This is a genomic window from Nonomuraea sp. NPDC003804 (genome assembly GCF_040610675.1).
GTDB lineage: Bacteria > Actinomycetota > Actinomycetes > Streptosporangiales > Streptosporangiaceae > Nonomuraea.
Genome location: NZ_JBEXMT010000030.1, coordinates 66,657 through 85,356, shown reverse-complemented (window position 1 = coordinate 85,356; position 18,700 = coordinate 66,657). Strand labels below are relative to the sequence as shown.

Genomic DNA, 18,700 nt, shown 5'->3' with positions numbered 1-18,700 from the left:
CCATGACCGCGTTGGACGTGTCCGCGCCCGCCACCACCATGACGGGCCGGCAGAAACTGACCCTGACCCTCCTGCTCGGCGCCCAGTTCATGCTCGCCGTCGACTTCTCGATCCTGAACGTCGCCCTGCCCGTCATCGGCCAGGGCCTGGATTTCGCGCTGTCGGAGCTGCAGTGGATCGCCACCGCCTTCGCCCTGGCCGCCGCCGGCTTCACCCTGCTGTTCGGCCGCATCGCGGACCTGTTCGGCAGGCGCCGGCTCTTCCTGGCCGGCATGGCGCTGCTCGGCGTGTCGTCCCTGGCCGGCGGGCTGGCCACCTCGCCCGGCATGCTGCTGGTCGCCAGGGTCGCCCAGGGCCTGGCCACCGCGATCGTGACCCCCGCCGGCCTGTCGCTGCTGACCACCTCCTTCCCTGAGGGATCCCTGCGCGACCGGGCGCTCGGCCTGAACGGCGCGCTGATGTCGGCGGGCTTCACCTCGGGCGCCGTCCTGGGCGGCCTGCTGACCGATCTGCTGAGCTGGCGGTGGGCCTTCTTCGTCAACGTGCCGGTCGCGCTCGCCGTCCTGGTCGCGGCGCCCGCCGTCCTGGCCGAGAGCCGGCACGAGCGGCGGCCTGCGATGGACGTCCTCGGCGCGGTGACCGTGACCACGGGACTGCTCGCGCTGGTCTTCGGCCTCACCCAGGCCGGCGAGTACGGCTTCGCCGCGCCGGTCGCGCTCGGCGCGCTCGCCGCCGGGGCGGTGCTGCTGGTGGCGTTCTGGTTCGCCGAACGCAGGGCCGTCGCGCCCCTGGTGCCTGTCGCCGTCCTCAAGCGGCCGAGCGTCAAGTGGGGCAACCTGGCCGGGCTGATCGCCTTCGCCACCGAGACGTCGCTGGTCTTCCTCATGACGCTCTACCTGCAGAAGGTGCTCGGTTACTCGGCGCTGGCCACGGGGCTCGCGTTCGGCGTGCTCGGCCTGGGCACGGTCGTAGGCGGCGTCGGCGCTTCCCGCGTCATCGCCCGCCTCGGCAGCCGCGCCACGCTGATCGCCGGCTTCGCCGTCCAGGCCGCCGCGACGGCCGCGCTGGCGCTGCTCGGCACCTCGCCTGGGTGGATCTGGCTGCTGCTGGTGGCCACCTTCGTCGGCGGTGTCGGCAACATGCTGGCGATCGTCGGCTTCATGGTGACCGCCACCTCGGGCCTGCCCGACTCCGAGCAGGGCCTGGCCACCGGCCTGGCCACGATGACGCAGCAGGTAGGGATCACGATGGGCATCCCGGTCATGAGCGCGGTCGTCACGGCGGCGATGGCGGCGGGGGCCGACGTGCTGGGCGGGGTGCGGGTCGCCGTCCTGGTCAACGCGGCGCTCGTCCTGCTGGGCGCCCTGGTGAGCGCCGTCCTGCGCCCGAAGCCCACCACGGACTGACCGCCGCGCGACGCGACAGTGGCCGCTCCCCCGGACCAGTCGGATCCGGGAGAGCGGCCACTGTCGCGAAGGGAGCCGCGCGGGTCAGGCCTCGGTGAAGCCGCGCGCCCGGCCACCGGCCGACTCGCGGACGGCCGCGGCGACGGCGGTCGAGACGTCAGGGTGGAAGACGCTGGGGATGATGTAGTTGGGGCCGAGCTCCTCCGGCGTCACCACCGCGGCCAGCGCGCCCGCCGCCGCCAGCAGCATCTGCTGGGTGACCTCCGTGGCCTGGGCGTCGAGCAGGCCGCGGAACACGCCGGGGAAGGCCAGCACGTTGTTGATCTGGTTGGGGTAGTCGGAGCGCCCCGTGGCCACGACGGCCGCGTGCTCGCGCGCGTCGTCGGGCGAGACCTCGGGCTCGGGGTTGGCCAGGGCGAACACCACCGCGTTCGGGGCCATGGTGGCGATGTCGTCGCCGTTGAGGATGCCGGGAGCCGACACGCCCACGAAGACGTCGGCGCCCTTGACCGCGCCGCGCAGGTCGCCGGAGTAGCCCTCGGCGTTGGTGTGCTCGGCGATCCAGCGCAGGGAGTCGTCGAGGTCGTCGCGGCCCTGGTGGACGGCGCCGAGATAGTCGCAGACGACCACGTTGCGCGCGCCCGCGGCCAGCAGCAGGCGCAGGACGGCGGTGCCGGCGGCGCCCGCGCCCGCCATCGTGATGCGCACGTCCTCGAGGCGCTTGTCGACGACGCGCAGGGCGTTGGTCAGCGCGGCCAGCACGCAGATGGCGGTGCCGTGCTGGTCGTCGTGGAAGACGGGGATGTCGAGCAGGTCGCGCAGGCGGGCCTCGACCTCGAAGCAGCGCGGGGCGGAGATGTCCTCCAGGTTGATGCCGCCGAAGCCGGGCGCGATGGCGCGGACGATGGAGACGATCTCGTCGACGTCCTGCGTGTCGAGGCAGATCGGCCAGGCGTCGATGCCCGCGAACCGCTTGAACAGCGCCGCCTTGCCCTCCATGACGGGCAGTGCGGCGGCGGGGCCGATGTTGCCGAGGCCGAGCACGGCCGAGCCGTCGGTGACGACCGCCACGCTGTTGCGCTTGATAGTGAGGCGGCGGGCGTCCTCGGGGTTGCGGGCGATGGCCATGGAGACGCGGGCGACGCCCGGCGTGTACGCCATGGACAGCTCGTCGCGGTTGCGCAGCGGCACCTTCGACTTCATCTCGATCTTGCCACCGAGGTGCATGAGGAAGGTGCGGTCGGAGACCTTGTGGATGACGACGCCCTCGACCGCCTCCAACTGGTCGACGATCTGCTGGGCGTGGTCGGTGTCCCTGGCCGCGCAGGTGACGTCGATGCGCAGCTTCTCATGACCCGCGTTGGTGACGTCGAGCGCGGTCACCACGCCACCCGCCGACTCTACGGCGTGGGTCAGCTGGCTGACCGCCTTGCCTCCGGCGGGCACCTCGAGCCGCACGGTGATGGAGTAGGACACGCTCGGGACGGTGGCCACGTCTATCGCTCCTTTGCGCCTGACCAAGGATGCATCCATGGTGCCACCTCCCACGAGTCCTCTCGACAGCCACCTTTACGGGCGTGTTTACGGACATTTCCGAAAAGGGAGAACTCTTTCTTGATCGGGTGTTCACCGCGTCCGGCGACCGTCGGAGGCGCCCCCACGAACCCCTCGAGGAGCCGCATGCCCCGCCTCACCGCCCTGCTCGCCGCGACCGCGCTGGCCGTCCTCACCTCGGCGGCACCGGCCGTCGGCACCACCGGCAGGTCCGACGTCAGGATCAACCAGATCCAGACGATCGCCACCCACAACAGCTACCACCGCGAGCTGACCGACGCCGAGAAGGACGTCCAGCGCAGGACCGACGCCAACTGGTGGAACCTGCAGTACTCCCATCCGGCCATCCCGCACCAGTTCGGCACGCAGCGGGTGCGCGGGATCGAGCTCGACGTCTTCCCCGACCCGCAGGGCGGCCTCTACACCAAGCCGCTGGTCCGCAGGGACGCCGGGCTGCCGCCGCTGCAGGACCCGGGCCTGGCCACCCCGGGCTTCAAGGTGCTGCACTGGGCCGACCACGACTACGCCACCAACTGCTCGACCTTGGTGGCCTGCCTGCGCCAGGTGCGCGACTGGTCGGACGCCAACCCGGGCCACGTCCCGCTGACCATTCTGACCGAGCTCAAGCGCACCGACCCGGCCAAGGAGGCCATGGGCGGCGCCAAGAGCCCCACGTGGGACGCGGCCCTGCTCGACGCCCTCGACGCGGAGATCCGCGGCGTCTTCTCCGACGACCGGCTCATCACCGCCGACGACCTGCGCAGGCCCAGCCTCTCGCTGGAGCAGAGCGTGCTGAAGTACGGCTGGCCGCGCCTGGAGTCCGCGCGCGGCAAGGTGATGTTCTTCATGGACAACTCAGGGGCCGACATCCAGACGCCCTACCTGACCGGCCACCCCAACCTGGAGGGCCGGGTGCTGTTCACCAACTCCAGGCCGGGCCGTCCCGACGCCGCCTTCATCGGCTGGAACGACCCGCTGGGCGCCAACACCGCCCAGATCCAGGACTTCGTGCGGCGCGGCTACTACGTCCGCACCCGCTCGGACGTGCCGTTCACCGAGGCCAGGTCGGGCGACACCACCCGGCTGAAGGCGGCGCTCGACAGCGGCGCCCAGATGATCAGCACCGACTTCCCCGTCGTCGGCCTGTCGGCGCGCAACGGCAGCGACTACGTGGCCGAGTTGCCCGGCGGCGCGACCGCGCGCTGCAACCCGGTCAGCGCGGAGCGCGGCTGCCGCGACCACACGCTGGAGCCTCGCCTCAGGACAGCGCCTCAGCAGCCGTGACGACGAGCTCGACACAGACCCGCACCGGGATCGCGGTGCTGTCGATGACGAGCTGGTAGTGCTGCGGATCGGCCGGGTCGGCCCGGTAGAAATGCCGGACATATGCCGACCTGGCCCGATCGTTGTCCTCGACCACCCTGCGCGCCTCGCGCTCGGACACCTCCGCGAGCGCCGCCGTCTGCAGCACCCGCCTGCGCAGCGGCGCGTCCAGGCGGACGTGCAGGGCGCCCGGATGGTCGGCCAGCACCAGCGCGCCCGCACGGCCGAGGAACACCCCGCCCGTGGCCCGCGCCGTCTCCTTGATCATGCGTTCGGTGCGGTTGACGAACTCCTCAGGCGCCAGGGGCATCGAGCCCGGCAGGTACATGTCGACTCCCCCGAAGGTGACCGTCGGCAGCCGCATCGCCCCTGAGAGCAGCCGTCCGAGGCCGTGTTCCGCCCTGTCGTCGTGGACCAGCGCCTCTTCCAGGGAGCAGCCGAGCTCCTGGGCCACGGCGTTGGGAATCGCCCGGTCGACGAAGGGGACGCCAAGGCGCTCGGCGACGGCCGGGCCGATGACGCTCCCAGCCGTGCCGTATGTCGCCGAAATGGTGACGACCCGCATGGCTCCAGGCTAGAACAGCGCGCTCGAAAGCGCCCTACGTCCTTTCACCAGAGCCGGGTCGTCGCCGGGCAGCGCCTCGAACAGACCGAGCAGGTGCTTGCGCACGGTGTCGCGTTCCTCGCCCGAGGTGCGCTTGACCACCCCGACCAGCCTGCTGAAGGCCTCGTCGACGTTGCCCGCGAGCATCTCGAGGTCGGCGGCGAGCAGCTGCGCCTCGATGTCGGCGGGATCCTGCATGCGGCGCTGCACCTCGGCGGGGTCGACCCCGGCGGTGCGCTTGATCAGGCCCACACCGGCCAGGCCCATCCGGGCGTCCTCGTCGCCGGGCGAGCGGGCCAGCAGGCGCTCGTAGGCGTCGGCGGCCGCGTCGAGGTCGCCCTCGTCGATGGCCTTCTCGGCGGCCGCGAGGTCGGGGTCGAGGGGCGCCGCCTCGGGCGCGGGGGCGCCGTCCTCGACGGCCGACGGCCTGGCCTCCGGGTTGGCCTGGTAGAACTGCTCGACCGCACCCATCAGCTCGTCGAGCCAGCGGCGTACCTCGGGCTCGGGCAGCACCTGCTGGAACCCGGTCACCGCCTGGCCCTGGAAGATGGCCAGCACGGTCGGCACGGCCTGCACGCGCAGCGCCTGGGCGACCTGCGGGCTGGTGTCGACGTTGACCTTGGCCAGCGTGACCCTGCCGCCGAAGTCGGAGACGACCTTCTCCAGGACGGGGGTGAGCTGGGCGCTGCCGGGGGCGCGCGGAGACCACAGGTCGAGGATGACGGGCACGCTCATCGACCGGTCGATGACGTCGGTCGTGAACGTCTCGTCGGTGACGTCGACCACCGAGGCAGCCGCCTGGGGACCCGCGGCCTCCCGCCGGGCCTGTGCCTCGAGTGCCTGCTTCCTGGCGCCCAGATCCACCGCTCCGTAGAGCGATCCGGGCCGAGAGATGTCCGCCATGCTCCTCATCTTGCCGCATCTTGGTGACTGAAGGCGCAGGAGCCCGCCATGAGCCGGGCCGGGCGCGGCCCTCTGAGGCCGAGCCGCGGGAGCCCGCAACCGGCCGCGGGCGGGCGCGACCCTCAGCCGCCGAAGTCGCCCGAGGCCACCCTGAGCGTGCGGAGCAGGTCGAACATCTCGCGTAGTTCGTCCTCGCCGTACATGGTCATGCCGAAGTCAGCGTTCATCAGGTCGCCGGTCGCGGCGGCCACGATCTCCCTCCCCTTGTCGGTGATCTCGGCGAGGACCCCGCGGCCGTCGCGCGGATTGCGCAGACGAACGACCAGACCCGCCTTCTCCAGGCGGTCGACGGTGTTGGTGACGCTGGTGGGATGCACCATCAGGCGCTCACCGATCTTGGACAGCGGGAGGGCGCCGGTTCTGCTGAAGGTCAACAACACGAGCGCTTCGTATCTGGCGAAGGTCAAGTCATACGGCTTGAGGAGCGAGTCCAGTTGCGACAGCAGGATCTGGTGCGCTCTCATGATCGAAGTGACCGCGGCCATGGCGGAGGACGGCCCGAAGTGAACGCGCCAGGTCTCAGCAGCGCGCTCGATCGGATCGAACGGCAGGTTGAGCGACACACCGTTACGTTAGCGTGCCCTCGTCCTGGTTCGTATGATTACTCAGCGCAACCAGATTCACCGCTTGACCAAGAACCCGGGCGCTAATCATCACGCTCAGTTATGGTTCTCGCACGAAACGGTGACGCGGAGCCCAGGGGACGGCCATGAGCCGGTGTTCCGCGGTCGCTGATGGGGCACGGGGGGTGCTTGATGTATTTCAGCGGGGGGTTTCGCCGTGCGTGAGCACGCCGGCGTCACGCGCGAGGAACTGAAGCAGAGCGCGGCCGTCACGACGGCCGTCCTCTTGGCGCTGGGCCTGGTGGCCGCCTGGAGCGTCCTGATCCCGGGCGTCGACGCGTGGGAGAACATCGTGGTCGCGGTGATCGGGTCGCTGAAGCTGACCGGTCCCGTGGCGGCCGCGTTCGCGGCGTGGGTGGCCGTGCGCAAGCGGCGCGCGCTGCGCGGCAGGACCGTGTCGACGTGGATCGCGCTGAAGGCGCCGCTGGCCATCGTCGTCGTGGTGGTGGGCTCGTTCGCGGCCACCGTGCTGGTGCTGGCGGTCAAGACGGTGCTGACCGAGCAGGCCGGGCGGCTCAACCTGGCGGGCCTGGGCATGGGCATGGCGGGGCTGGCGCTCTACGCCGTCATCGGCTGGGTGGCCGGCTGGCTCGTGCCGCGGGCGATGACGCCACTGGCGGCGGGGCTGGGCTGCTACGCGCTGTTCACCTGGCTGGCCGACGGCAAGACGTGGGTCGACAAGCTCGCTCCCGGCACCGGCGAGCCGTACGACCTGTTCCAGGGGCTGGCCGCCGCCGCCTTCCTCGACCAGACGCTGTGGCTGCTCGGCATCGCGCTGGCCCTGCTGCTCGGCTGGGCCGCGGTGGTGACCAGGCAGGCCCTGGTACTGGCCTTCGCGCTGATGGCGGTCCTCGCCGCGGGCACCGGGGTGGCCAGGCTGGTGACCGAGCCCAAGGCGGCCAGCGCGCTGCCCCTGGTCTACAGCTGCCAGGAGTGGCCGATCACGGTGTGCCTGCACCCCGGCATGCGGGGCGGGCTGACCGAGGTGGGCGACACGTTCACCAAGATCGCTTCAAAGCTGTCGGGCACTCCCGCCGCCTTCACCAGGGTCGAGCAGCGGCCGCTGGGCGAGAGCCTGCGCGCCTCGACGGGCATCGTGCCGATCCACGTGCCCGACCTGTCGGCGGGCTTCGCCGACCAGGCCGCCTACGACTTCGTCGAGAGCCTGGCCGCCGACTGCTCGGGCACGCCCGCCGGCGGCTACCGGGAGATCGTGACGGCGTGGCTGCGCGGCGAGCCGCTGCCCGGCGGGCCGCTGCCCCAGCACCAGTACGCCGCGGCGTGGTTCTCCGGCCTGAGCGAGCACCAGCGCCGCGAGTGGCTGCGCATGTTCTACACCGACTTCCAGTCGTGCCAGCTGTCGGCCAGGCACTTCGGCGGCGGACCTGCGGTCGCCTCGCCCGTCCCCAGCGTCAGCCAGAGCTATCCGGTCTATCCCACCTCGAGCGGCGCGAGCCAGGGTCCGGAGATGTCACCGCAGAGCTGGCGTTGATCATGTAGACACTGGTTGTATGAGGGCAGTGGTGTCTGCATGAATGTTCAGACGGCGGCCACGCGCAGGCGATGGCGATACGTGGCGGGACTGCTGGTGCTGGCGGTCCTGGTGGTGGTGGGCGCCCGGCTGGCCTGGACCTGGCTCAACCCCTTCGAGGAGCGGACCGTGGACCGCAGCCAGCCGGTGCTGCTGCAGTCCATCCACGATCTGTCCAGGTTCGAGGCGGCCACCGGGTCCTTCCAGGTCGTCGTCGACCTGGAGAAGGACGCCCCGTTCCTGCCCGACGCGGTCAAGGGCTCGCGCACCCTGTTCGTCGGCGCCGGCAACGTCGACGCCTACGTCGACTTCGGGTCGCTGGCCAAGGACGCGGTGACCGTCAACGCCGACCGCACCGAGGTCACCGTACGCCTGCCCGCCGCCCAGTTGGAGAAGCCCAATCTCGACAACAGGCGCTCCTACGTCTTCGCCCACCAGCGCGGGCTGATCGACAGGGTGCAGGGCTTCCTGTCGTCGTCGCCGGACAACCAGCAGGAGCTGTACGTCCTGGCCGAGAAGAAGATCTCCGAGGCCGCGGTCGCCAGCGACCTGCGGACCCGCGCCGACGCCAACACCAAGGCGATGCTGGAGGGACTGCTGAAGTCGCTCGGCTTCAGCAAGGTGACGGTGACCTCGACGGCCGCCTCCTAGCCCCGATCCGCCAGGCGGTCGGCCTCCTCGAGGTGGTCGGTGAGGCCGAGCAGCTCCCAGCGCTGGAGGGCGAGCGGCACGTTGCCCTCCAGCCAGAGCCGGTCGTGGAAGGCGCCGAGGTCGAACGCCTCGCCCCGGCGGCGCGACGCGGTGGCCAGCAGGTCGAGCACCTGCAGCTTGCCGATCTGGTAGCTCAGCCCCTGTCCCGGGTTGCCGGAGAAGAACACCGCCTCCTCCCACGCCGTCGCCCGGTCCATCGGCACCGCCTCGGCCAGCACGTCCGCCGCCTGGTCCAGCGTCAGGTCGCCGAGCGCGAGGGCGATGTCCACCTCGACGCGCAGCGCCCGCAACCGCATGGCGTTGGCCACGAACACGGCGCTGTGCGGGGCGTCGTCGAACAGCCCCGACTGCAGCATCAGCTCCTCGTGGTAGAAGGCGATGCCCTCGTTGGCCGCCGAGTCGTAGTAGCGGCGCCGTACGGGATCAGGGTGCCGCCACGACAGCGCCAGCTGCTGGGCGTGCACGCCCTCGTGGGCGAGCTGGGCGCGCGGGTCACGGGCGGCGGCCAGCTCGAAGTACGGCAGGCCCGGCCGGGGCGGCTCGACGTACCTGACGGCGTCGGCGTCGGGGCTCGACTCGACACCGATCTCGTGAGGGACGCCGAGCCACGCCAGCGGCGCCAGGTAGGCGGGCATCTCCGCGAAGCGGTAGCGGCGCAGGGTGGCGGGCTGGCCCAGCAGTCCCCTGTCCACGTAGAAGGCGCGCAGCGCGAGCTCGTCGGCCGCCTCCCGGGCGACGAGGGCCGCGGCGTCGGCCGGGAGGACGGGGTCGGGCGCGTCGCGGTGGCGGTGCCGCAGCGTCGTCTCCATCGCCACCGCCCTGTCCCATTCCTGGCGCCCCATGGCGCGCAGCCGCTCGGCCCCGTACGGCAGCAGCGCCACCCTGTGGAGGAAGAAGGCCAGCCCCTCGGGCCCGACAGCCGTCTCGTCGGCGAACGACGGCATCCGCTCGTCCAGCCACGCGGCGAAGCCGTCGAGCGCCCGCACGGCCGCCTCCGTCGCCTCCCCCAGCCCCTCGTCGGACGGCAGCAGCGGCGCGAGGGCCGACATCGCGGTGTGCAGGGCCGTCCCCGCGCCGTCCAGCAGCGTCATCGCCGAGCGGGCGAACGGCGCGGCGGCGTGGCCCTCCAGGTTCTCGCGGCCCTGGGCGAGCACCGGGGGGATCGCGCCCAGCACCGTGACGATCGAGGCGGCCCGCTCGGCGGTGAAAGGCGGCGGGGGCAGCAGCCGGTTGTAGACGGCCACCAGGGCCTGGTCGACGTAGAAGCAGGGGTTGCGCCGCCACGAGCGCAGCACGTCCAGCTCCCACCGCACCCTGGCCAGCGCCGAGCCCAGCAGCCTGGCGTCGACCCTGACCTCGACGGGCGCTTCGGCCAGGTCGAGCGCGCGCAGTTCGGCGTCGAAGGCGCGCCACGCCTCCCGCCTGGCAGCCACCGCGGCGGCCGACCAGTCGGGGACCCAGCCGGGCGGACGCTCCACCCTGGTGATGTCGTCGGAGGTGTCGGGAGCGGTCGCCATCCGCCACTCCCACCAGCGCTCCGCCAGCTCCCCGAGCACGCCGCCCGCGTCCGCCATCCCGCACCTACCTCCCGATCCCCGCATGCCTAGGCATCGCTCACCCCGCCTTAGGCGTCCTGTGCCGCTACCTCAGGCAGGACATAGGGCATCCGTCCGATGTGGCGGGGCGGGCCTTAGCCCGAATCTAGAGAGTGTCAGGGAAAAACACGACATCACGGGAGACCCGGATGAACCCCGAAATCAACTACGAGATCATGCGGAGCCGGATCGGCGAGCTCCACACCGTGGCCGCGGAGGAGCGGCTGGCGAGGCAGGCGCGCAGGTCGCCGCATGCCGAGCGCCGGCACCGCTCGCTCTTCGCCCGCCTCCGCGCCGCATGATCCCCGTCCGACAGCCCGGCCGCCATCACCTCAGCGGCCGGGCTTTCTCGTCGTCCTGACCGATCCGTTTCCTGACCGATCCGTTTCCTGACCGATCCGCTTCCGACCGATCAGCCGTTCTGCGGCACGCGGATGATGAGGGCGTCGCCCTGGCCGCCGCCTCCGCACAGCCCCGCCGCGCCGAGCCCGCCGCCGCGCCGCTTCAGCTCGTGCGCCAGCGTCAGCACGATCCGCGCGCCCGAGGCGCCGATCGGGTGCCCCAGCGCGATGCCGCCGCCGTTGACGTTCACCTTCTCGTACGGCAGGCCGAGCTCCTTGGCCGACTGGATCACCACGCTGGCGAACGCCTCGTTGATCTCCACCAGGTCGAGGTCGTCCACCGACAGCCCCTGCTTGGCGAGCGCGTGCTTGATCGCGTTGGCCGGCTGCGACTGCAGCGAGGCGTCGGGCCCGGCGACGTTGCCGTGGCGGCCGATCTCGGCCAGCCAGGGCAGCCCCAGCTCCTCCGCCTTCGCCCTGGACATGACCACCACGGCGCACGCGCCGTCGGAGATCTGCGAGGCGGACCCGGCGGTGATGGTCCCGTCGGCGGCGAAGGCGGGCCGCAGCTTGGCCAGCGTCTCCACGGTCGTGTCGCCGCGCACGCCCTCGTCGTCCTTGACGACCACGGGCTCGCCGCGCCGCTGGGGGATCTCGACGGGGACGATCTCGTCGTCGAACACGCCGTTCTTGATGGCGGCGGCGGCCAGCTGGTGGGAGCGGGCCGAGAACTCGTCCTGCTCGGCCCTGCCGATGCCGAGCCCGGCGTTGTAGCGCTCGGTCGACTCGCCCATGGCGCACTGGTCGAAGGCGCAGAACAGGCCGTCGTGCGCCATCGAGTCGACGATCTGCGAGCCGCCGTACTTGACGCCCTTGCGCAGGGCGGGCAGCAGGTGGGGGGCGTTGGTCATGGACTCCATGCCACCCGCGACGACGATGTCGAACTCGCCCGCGCGGATCAGCTGGTCGGCCATCGCGATGGCGTCCAGGCCCGACAGGCAGACCTTGTTGATGGTCACCGACGGCACGGTCATCGGGATGCCGGCCTTGACCGCGGCCTGGCGAGAGGGGATCTGCCCGGCGCCGGCTTGCAGCACCTGGCCCATGATGACGTACTCGACCTGCTCGGGGGAGACTCCGGCGCGCTCGAGCGCGGCCTTGATCGCCAGGCCGCCCAGGTCGACGGCCTGCTGGCCGGACAGGGCGCCGAGCAGGCGTCCGATGGGAGTGCGAGCTCCGGCGACGATGACGGAACCAGACATGGCAGCGGGCCTCCTGTGCACGCGAGGGGACGTTTGACACGATACCCATCGGTGTGGAACGCATCCCAGGGGGCCACTCCCCCTGGGAAGTCCATTCCATCCGGCACAGCCGAGCGACCACCATGGAGGCGGATCACACGTGTTTATGCGCATCGACCACATCGGGATCGCCTGCCACGATCTGGAGGAGAAGATCGCGCTGTTCGAGCGGACGTTCGAGCTGACTGTCGTGGCGCGCGAGACGAACGAGGAGCAGGGCGTCAAGGAGGCGATGCTGCACATCGCCGACGGTGAGGGTGGCGGCTCCTACATTCAGCTGCTCGAGCCGCTGTCGCCGGACTCCCCGGTCGGGAAGTTTCTCGCCAAGCGCGGCGAAGGCGTCCATCACGTGGCATTCGGTGTCCCGGACGTAGCGGACGCCATGCAACAAATCAGCGCGAAAGGCGTCAGGCTGCTGGACGAGCGGCCTCGACATGGATCAATGGGTTCCTCGATCGCGTTTCTGCACCCCAAGGACGTGGGAGGAATGCTCACGGAGCTGGTTCAGGCAACTGGCTCCCGGTAAACGCAAAAAAGGTTCATATGTAACTAGTAACGCAGATAGTTGGACGGGGCCTCCAAGGCGGCAACAGCGGAGTACGCTGGCCTACCACCGGACATGGAGCCTGCTGCCAGGAGCAGGCTCCAGACTCGGATGTCCCGAACCCCCCGTCCGGCCCGTGTAGCCGTCTCGACAACCCAGGATCGAGCCTCCATGCAGTCCGACATCGACGCCCAGCTCAACAACTTCTTCGAGGACGCCCCAGCGCGCGAGTTCGACGTGGTGCTCCGTGGTTACGACCGGCACCAGGTCCACGACCACCTCAAGCAGCTCGACAACGAGCTGCGCCAGTCCCGCGAGCAGGTCACCAGCCTGCAGCGCGACCTGTCCGACTCCCAGCGGCAGCTGCAGGAGCAGGAGCGCCCCACCTACTCGGGTCTCGGTGCCCGCATCGAGCAGCTCCTGCGCCTTGCCGAGGAGCAGGCCACCGAGCTCGTCCAGGCCGCCAGGTCCGAGGCCAACGAGATCAAGGCCCACGCCAAGGTCGAGGCCGCCGACCTGCGCGCCGCCGCCGAGAGCGAGGCGGCCGAGAAGCGCGCCCAGGCCACCCGGGAGGCCGACGACCTGCGCACCACCGCCGAGCGCGAGGCCGAGGAGATCCGTTCGACGGCCCGCCGCGAGGCCGAGGAGCTGACCAACACCACCGAGCGCGAGGCCGCCAAGCTGCGCGCCACCGCCGACCACGAGGTGGCCGAGAAGCGCGCCGACGCCGAGCGCGAGATCGCCAAGCTGCGCACCACCACCGAGCGCGAGGTCGCCCAGCTGCGCGCCTCGACCAAGCGGGAGCGCGACGAGGTCCTCACCACCGCCAAGCGCCAGGCCGACGAGATGCGCGCCCAGGCCCAGCGGGTGCTGGAGGAGTCCGAGGCGAAGCGGGCCCAGGACGAAGCCGAGTTCGAGATCCAGCTCGCCTCCCGCCGCGAGGAGGCCGAGCGCCAGGAGGCCGAGCGCCACGCGACCGCGCAGGCCGCCACCCAGAAGCTGGTGGCCGAGGCCGAGCAGCGGGCGGCGACCGCCGAGTCCCGCGCCACCAAGGCCACCCAGCAGGCCGAGCAGACCCGCCGCGAGGCCGACACCCACGCCAAGCAGCTGGTCGCCAACGCCCGCAAGAACGCCGACCAGGTCGCGTCCGAGGCCAAGGCCAGCGCCGAGCACATCGTCAGCGAGGCCAAGGCCGAGGCCGAGCGCATCCGCACCAGCATGCAGCGCCAGGTCGACGAGCTGACCAGGCAGCGTGACAGCATCACCAGCCACCTCGCGCAGCTGCGCCAGCTGCTCGGCGGCGCGCCCCTTCCTGGCATGGACCCCGAGCCGGCCGTCACCGCCGCCCCGCCGAAGCCGGCCCTGGCCCCTTCGGCGTCCAACGGCAGCGAGAAGCCGGCACCCGCGCCCGCGCCCGCACCCGCCGCTGCGGCCGCCAAGCCGCAGGCCGCGGACGACGACTCGGAGTGGTGGCAGGAGTAGCCCGATCTGGAGGCTGATCGACGGCTGAAGAGAGCCTGGTGACCTTGGGTCGCTAGGCTCTCTTCTTGTCCGTGTACGGCTTGACCGGATCCCCCCACTTCCCTGGAGCCATCGTGACCGCCGACGTCGAGGAACCCGCGTCCCCCGAGCAGGGCCCGCCGGCGGCGGAGCAGGCCACGACGGTCGCGGGGGACCCGGCGGCGGCACCGACCACAGCAGCCATGGCGAGCCCGGCGACGGAACCGACCACAGCACCCGCGGCGAGCCCCGCCACGACGGTCGCGGGGGACCCGGCGGCGCCCCAGGCCGGGGGGTGGAGCCAGGTCGACGGCGCGCTGCCGTACGGGATGCCGGGCAAGCCGCTGGCCCGGGGACCCTTCCTGTTCGGTCTCGTGGGCGGGCTCGGCGTGCTGACCGCGATCGCCATCGGTCATCTGATCACCAACTCGCTGAGCGTGATCATTCTCATCGTGGTGGCGATGTTCCTGGCGGCGGGGCTCAATCCGGCCGTCGAGGCGCTGCAGCGGCGCCGCATGAAGCGGCGCACGTCCATCTCGATCGTCTTCGCCGGCGTCATCGTCCTGTTCGCGCTGTTCGGCCTGGCCATCGTGCCGCCGGTGAGCCAGGAGTCGGCCGACTTCATCGCCGCCGTGCCCGGCTACTTCGACCAGCTCATCGCCAACCCGACGCTCAGGCAGCTGGACGCCGACTACCAGCTCCTGCCGAAGCTGGCGGCGTTCGTCACCGACACGCTCGCGCCCTCGCTCGCCGGCGGGCTGGTCGGCGCGGGCCTGGTGGTCCTGGACGGGGTGTTCACCGGCGTGACGCTGCTGGTGCTGATGCTCTACTTCCTCGGCTCCCTGCACTCGATCAAGGAGTACCTGCTCAAGCTCGTGCCGGCCTCGCGCCGTACCAGGACCGCCGCCATCACTGAGGAGATCCTCGACGGCATCGGCGGCTACGTGGCGGGCAACGTCCTCATCTCCGTCATCGCGGGCGTGCTGAGCTGGGCGTTCCTGACCGTCGCGGGGGCGCGCTACGCCCTGGCGCTGGCCCTGGTGATCGCGCTCACCGACCTGATCCCGCTGGTCGGCGCGACGATCGGCGCGGTGCTGGTGAGCGGCGTGGCGTTCCTGCAGTCGGTGCCGCTCGGCATCGCGTGCGCGATCTTCTTCCTCGTCTACCAGCAGGTCGAGAACTACCTCATCTACCCGCGCGTCATGAAGCGCTCGGTGGACGTGGCCCCCGCCGTGACCGTGATCGCGGCGCTGTTCGGCGGCGCCCTGCTGGGCATCGTCGGCGCCCTGCTGGCCATCCCGGTGGCCGCCGCGATCGCGCTGATCATCCGCGAGATCGTGCTGCCTCGCCAAGCTCGGAGCTGACGAACGCGGCCACGGCCGCGTTGAAGGCCTCCGGCTGCTCGACCGCGCTCAGGTGGCCGGCCCGCTCGATCACCATCAACCGCCCGTCCGGTACGGCCCGCAGCATCGCCTCGGCGTCGTCGCGGGTGGTGAGCCGGTCCTCCTCACCGACGATCACCAGGGCGGGGGCCTTGAGCGCGGCCAGGGTGTCGAAGGAGTCGGGCCGTCCCGCCATGGCCCGCTGCGCCCACGCCACCGCGCCGGGCGGCGCCGACTGGACGAGCCCCCGGACCCTGCCGGAGACCATCGCCCTGCGCTCCTTCGTGGTCGAGCCGATGAGGCCGGGCAGGACCTCCTCGATCAGCACGCCCGTGCCGCCGGACTCCACCTGCCGCGCGATGCGCTCCCTGGCATCCCTGGCCTGGTCGGTGTCCTGGCTCGCCTTGGTGTCGGCGAGGATCACGCCAAGCACGCGGTCGGGGTGACGCCTGCAGAAGGCCATCGTCACGTAGCCGCCCATCGACTGCCCGCCGATCACGGCCCGCTCGATCCCCTCGCCGTCGAGCATGGCGGCGACGTCGTCGGCCATGAGGTCGAGGGAGGGCTCGTCGTCGCCCAGCCTGGAGCCGCCGAACCCGCGCAGGTCGGGGGTGACGACCCGGCAGGTGGCGGCCAGCCCCTCGCGCTGGGCCAGCCACATCGCCGAGGAGAGCGGGAAGGCGTGGAGCAGGACGACGGGGACGCCGGTCCCCGCTGATCTCGTGTAGAGCTGCACGCACCTCACGGTAACCCGGTTCCCCCCGACAATCACCGTGCGGCATGTGCCGATATGCGGCCAAGGGTCTGACCGCTTCTTCCGTGGCGTCAGATCGTCCTCGGCGTGACCGAACGAGAGCGGGCCGCGCTGAAGCCTCAGCCGGTCAGATCGGTGGGCAGCGGGTAGGCCGCCGGGTTGACCCGCTTGACGATCTCGTTCAGCACGATCCGCACGTACGGCTCGCCGACCCACAGGTGCTTGGCCCCGTCGACCCCGATGACCTCGGCCCCCGGCACCCTGGCGAACCTCTCCTTGGCCTCCTCGGGGCGCAGGTAGTCGTCGAACTCCGGCACCAGCGCCACCAGCGGACGCCCGAAGGCGGCCCAGGCGTCGAGATCGTCGTCCGTGGCCCGCTTGAGCGGCGGCGACAGCAGGATCGCGCCCTCCACCAGCGGATCGTGCGCCCACTTCAGCGTCAGCTCGGTGCCGAAGGACCAGCCGACCACCCACACGCGGGGCAGGTCGTGGAACTCGGCGTACTCCAGCGCCGCCGCCACGTCGTAGCGCTCCCCCTCGCCGCTGTCGAAGGCGCCCTGCGAGGTGCCGCGTTCGGAGGAGGTGCCCCTGGTGTTGAAGCGCAGGACCGCCAGGTCGGCCAGCGCGGGCAGCCGGTTGGCCGCCTTCTTGTAGACGTGGCTGTCCATGAACCCGCCGTGGGTGGGCAGCGGGTGCAGGGTCACCAGCGTCGCGACCGGCGGCCTGTCCGCGGGCAGGGCCAGCTCGCCGACCAGGGTCAGCCCGTCGGCGGTGTGCAGCTCGATCGGCTCGCGCCTGGCGGGCAGGACGGTGGCCGCGCGGATCTCCACAGCAGTTCTCCTCGATTCCCTCAGTACCTGCTGCGCCCCGGGCCCCGGTCGAGCCGCTTGCGCCAGCAGGTGGTGTGCCAGTGGCGGCGTTCACTGTCGCCGCCCGTCCAGTTGGGCCAGCTCACGATATGCGGTAGACCCGGCCGGATCTCCTGGTCGCAGCCGGGACAGCGGTAGTTCTTGCCCGAGGAGGCGCCGCTGAGCATGCGGACCTTCCACTCCCCGTCGGGCCACTCCTCCACCCGGTCCGTCGAGCTGGCGAAGCCGATCGGGCGGGAGGAGTCCTTCCGGCGGGCGCGTCGAGGGCTCATGGGCGGGGGAAGCGCGTCAGCCCGGCGGTGACGAGGTGGTCGAGCAGCGGGGCGGGGGCGAGGGAGGGCGAGCGCCGCTCGGCGTAGAGGGCGCGCAGGCCGTCGCGTACCGTGGCCAGGCCGGCGGACTCCAGCAGCTCGAAGGGCCCCGCGGGGTAGCCGCAGCCCAGCCGCATCGCCGCGTCGATGTCACCGATGGCGGCGTAGCCGGACTCGTACATGCCGACCGCGTCGTTCAGGTGGGCGAACAGGAGGGCGTCGATCACCAGGCCGGCCCTGTCCCTGCACGGCACCGGTGTGTATCCGGCGATCTTCAGCAGGTCGCGGGCGCCGAGCACGGCCTCCTGCGCGGTCAGGACGGAGGTGGCCAGCTGCGCCACCTGCCCGGTCAGCTGGACGCGGACGGTCTTGGGCGAGCCGGGGTCGGCGCCGCCCGCCACGAGGATCACGTCGGGGTCGTCGCTGTCCTTGAACCCGGCCGCGGCGAGCCGGTCGGCCAGCTCGGGCAGGCCGACGACGCGGACGGTCCGCGCGGCGGCCTTCTCGGGCTGACCGTCGGCAGGGCCGCCGTGAAAGCCCCTGCCGGACTTGCGCCCGAGCAGCCCGGCATCGACGTAGGAGCGCAGCAGGGGCGAGGGCACGTGCCGGTCGGAGCGCGACTCCTCGAACAGCACTCCCATGATCTCGCAGGCGGTGTCGAGGCCGATCAGGTCGAGCAGCTCGAACGGCCCCATCGGCAGGCCGACGCCGAGCTTCATCGCGTTGTCGATGTCGTCGCGGCCGGCCACGCCCTGGTCCAGCAGGGTCACCGCGTGGTTGAGGTACGGCAGGAGCAGCCGGTTGACCACGAAGCCGGCCCGGTCGCCCACCGTGACCGGTGTCTTGCCCAGCCGTACGGCGAGGTCGGCGATCTCGGAGACGAGGCCGGGGGCAGTGACCACGGTGCCGACCACCTCGACCAGTCCCATGACCGGGGCGGGGTTGAAGAAGTGCATGCCGACCACCCGGTCGGGGCGTGCGGTGGCGGCGGCCAGCGCCGTGACCGACAGCGAGGAGGTGTTGGTGGCCAGGACGGTGGAGGGCTTGCAGAGACCGTCGAGCTCGGTGAACAGCGCGACCTTGACGTCCATGCGCTCCGGGACGGCCTCGATCACCAGGTCGGCGTCGCGCAGGCCGGCGCGTGAGGTGGTCAGCGTGACCCTGCCGAGAATCTCCGCACGCTCGGCCGGGGTCAGCTTCCCCTTCTGGAGCGCCCTTCCCGTGGACCTGTCCAGGTGGTCGCGCCCCCTGGCGAGCGCCTGCTCATCGGCCTCGACGCCGGTCACCCGGATGCCCGCCCGGGCGAAGACCTCCGCTATCCCGGCCCCCATCGTGCCGAGGCCGACCACACCCACCAATTCGAACGCCATGCGACCAGTTTTCCAGAG

General features: G+C 71.6%; 18 protein-coding genes. 8 read left to right on the top strand and 10 right to left on the bottom strand.

Annotated features, from left to right (window positions below):
* Positions 1-2 precede the first annotated feature (2 nt).
* The gene (locus ABZX22_RS34050) at positions 3-1,406 is read left to right on the top strand and encodes an MFS transporter (protein ID WP_354917341.1); all 1,404 of its coding nucleotides are present in this window, start codon (positions 3-5) and stop codon (positions 1,404-1,406) included.
* Between the two features lie 84 nt (positions 1,407-1,490).
* Here ABZX22_RS34050 and ABZX22_RS34045 read toward each other — a convergent pair whose 3' ends face one another.
* Positions 1,491-2,900, bottom strand: coding sequence for an NAD-dependent malic enzyme (locus ABZX22_RS34045; protein WP_354917473.1), 1,410 nt, complete (start codon positions 2,898-2,900; stop codon positions 1,491-1,493).
* Between the two features lie 186 nt (positions 2,901-3,086).
* Between ABZX22_RS34045 and ABZX22_RS34040 the strand changes: the two genes are divergently transcribed.
* A complete protein-coding gene (locus tag ABZX22_RS34040) occupies positions 3,087-4,244 on the top strand; it encodes a phosphatidylinositol-specific phospholipase C1-like protein (protein WP_354917338.1) in 1,158 nt (385 codons plus the stop codon).
* On the opposite strand, the gene ABZX22_RS34035 is transcribed toward ABZX22_RS34040, so the two are convergent.
* From ABZX22_RS34035 to ABZX22_RS34025, 3 genes are all read right to left on the bottom strand, one after another.
* Complete coding sequence (locus ABZX22_RS34035; protein WP_354917335.1) at positions 4,219-4,848, bottom strand: cytidylate kinase-like family protein; 630 nt, start codon at positions 4,846-4,848, stop codon at positions 4,219-4,221. The two genes, ABZX22_RS34040 and ABZX22_RS34035, sit on opposite strands and share 26 nt — an antisense overlap.
* A gap of 9 nt (positions 4,849-4,857) precedes the next feature.
* Positions 4,858-5,790: a tetratricopeptide repeat protein gene (locus ABZX22_RS34030; RefSeq protein ID WP_354917332.1), complete on the bottom strand. Its 933-nt coding sequence runs from the start codon at positions 5,788-5,790 to the stop codon at positions 4,858-4,860.
* A 122-nt stretch (positions 5,791-5,912) separates the two neighbouring features.
* Positions 5,913-6,413: a MarR family transcriptional regulator gene (locus ABZX22_RS34025; protein ID WP_354917329.1), complete on the bottom strand. Its 501-nt coding sequence runs from the start codon at positions 6,411-6,413 to the stop codon at positions 5,913-5,915.
* A gap of 217 nt (positions 6,414-6,630) precedes the next feature.
* Between ABZX22_RS34025 and ABZX22_RS34020 the strand changes: the two genes are divergently transcribed.
* Together ABZX22_RS34020 and ABZX22_RS34015 are read left to right on the top strand one after the other, a co-directional pair.
* A complete protein-coding gene (locus ABZX22_RS34020; protein ID WP_354917326.1) occupies positions 6,631-7,965 on the top strand; it encodes a hypothetical protein in 1,335 nt (444 codons plus the stop codon).
* Between the two features lie 39 nt (positions 7,966-8,004).
* Positions 8,005-8,655: a DUF4230 domain-containing protein gene (locus ABZX22_RS34015; protein ID WP_354917323.1), complete on the top strand. Its 651-nt coding sequence runs from the start codon at positions 8,005-8,007 to the stop codon at positions 8,653-8,655.
* On the opposite strand, the gene ABZX22_RS34010 is transcribed toward ABZX22_RS34015, so the two are convergent.
* Positions 8,652-10,289 carry a DUF885 family protein gene (locus ABZX22_RS34010; RefSeq protein ID WP_354917320.1) on the bottom strand — a complete coding sequence of 546 codons (1,638 nt, stop codon included), beginning with the start codon at positions 10,287-10,289 and terminating at the stop codon, positions 8,652-8,654. The genes ABZX22_RS34015 and ABZX22_RS34010 overlap by 4 nt on opposite strands.
* Positions 10,290-10,459: 170 nt before the next feature.
* On the opposite strand from ABZX22_RS34010, the gene ABZX22_RS34005 reads away from it, so the two are divergent.
* Positions 10,460-10,612 (top strand): hypothetical protein, encoded by a 153-nt coding sequence (locus ABZX22_RS34005; protein ID WP_354917317.1) that lies wholly within the window; start codon positions 10,460-10,462, stop codon positions 10,610-10,612.
* Positions 10,613-10,722: 110 nt separating this feature from the next.
* Here ABZX22_RS34005 and ABZX22_RS34000 read toward each other — a convergent pair whose 3' ends face one another.
* A complete protein-coding gene (locus tag ABZX22_RS34000) occupies positions 10,723-11,913 on the bottom strand; it encodes an acetyl-CoA C-acetyltransferase (RefSeq protein ID WP_354917314.1) in 1,191 nt (396 codons plus the stop codon).
* Between the two features lie 139 nt (positions 11,914-12,052).
* Here ABZX22_RS34000 and mce point away from each other — a divergent pair, with 139 nt between their 5' ends.
* The 3 genes from mce to ABZX22_RS33985 all read left to right on the top strand — a co-directional run bounded on the left by mce (position 12,053) and on the right by ABZX22_RS33985 (position 15,360).
* Positions 12,053-12,478, top strand: a complete 426-nt coding sequence (mce, locus tag ABZX22_RS33995) for a methylmalonyl-CoA epimerase (RefSeq protein WP_354917310.1) — start codon at positions 12,053-12,055, stop codon at positions 12,476-12,478.
* Positions 12,479-12,667: 189 nt separating this feature from the next.
* Positions 12,668-13,978, top strand: a complete 1,311-nt coding sequence (locus tag ABZX22_RS33990; protein WP_354917307.1) for a DivIVA domain-containing protein — start codon at positions 12,668-12,670, stop codon at positions 13,976-13,978.
* Positions 13,979-14,091: 113 nt separating this feature from the next.
* Positions 14,092-15,360, top strand: a complete 1,269-nt coding sequence (locus tag ABZX22_RS33985; protein ID WP_354917304.1) for an AI-2E family transporter — start codon at positions 14,092-14,094, stop codon at positions 15,358-15,360.
* Here the strand turns inward: ABZX22_RS33985 and ABZX22_RS33980 are convergent.
* The 4 genes from ABZX22_RS33980 to ABZX22_RS33965 all read right to left on the bottom strand — a co-directional run bounded on the left by ABZX22_RS33980 (position 15,320) and on the right by ABZX22_RS33965 (position 18,682).
* Positions 15,320-16,114, bottom strand: coding sequence for an alpha/beta fold hydrolase (locus tag ABZX22_RS33980; protein ID WP_354917301.1), 795 nt, complete (start codon positions 16,112-16,114; stop codon positions 15,320-15,322). The genes ABZX22_RS33985 and ABZX22_RS33980 overlap by 41 nt on opposite strands.
* A 137-nt stretch (positions 16,115-16,251) precedes the next feature.
* On the bottom strand, positions 16,252-16,962 hold the full coding sequence (locus tag ABZX22_RS33975; protein ID WP_354917298.1) for an alpha/beta hydrolase: 711 nt from the start codon (positions 16,960-16,962) through the stop codon (positions 16,252-16,254).
* Between the two features lie 20 nt (positions 16,963-16,982).
* A complete protein-coding gene (locus tag ABZX22_RS33970) occupies positions 16,983-17,273 on the bottom strand; it encodes an ATP/GTP-binding protein (RefSeq protein WP_354917295.1) in 291 nt (96 codons plus the stop codon).
* Positions 17,270-18,682, bottom strand: a complete 1,413-nt coding sequence (locus ABZX22_RS33965; RefSeq protein ID WP_354917292.1) for a 3-hydroxyacyl-CoA dehydrogenase NAD-binding domain-containing protein — start codon at positions 18,680-18,682, stop codon at positions 17,270-17,272. Before ABZX22_RS33965 ends, ABZX22_RS33970 begins: the two co-directional genes overlap by 4 nt.
* Between the last annotated feature and the right edge of the window lie 18 nt (positions 18,683-18,700).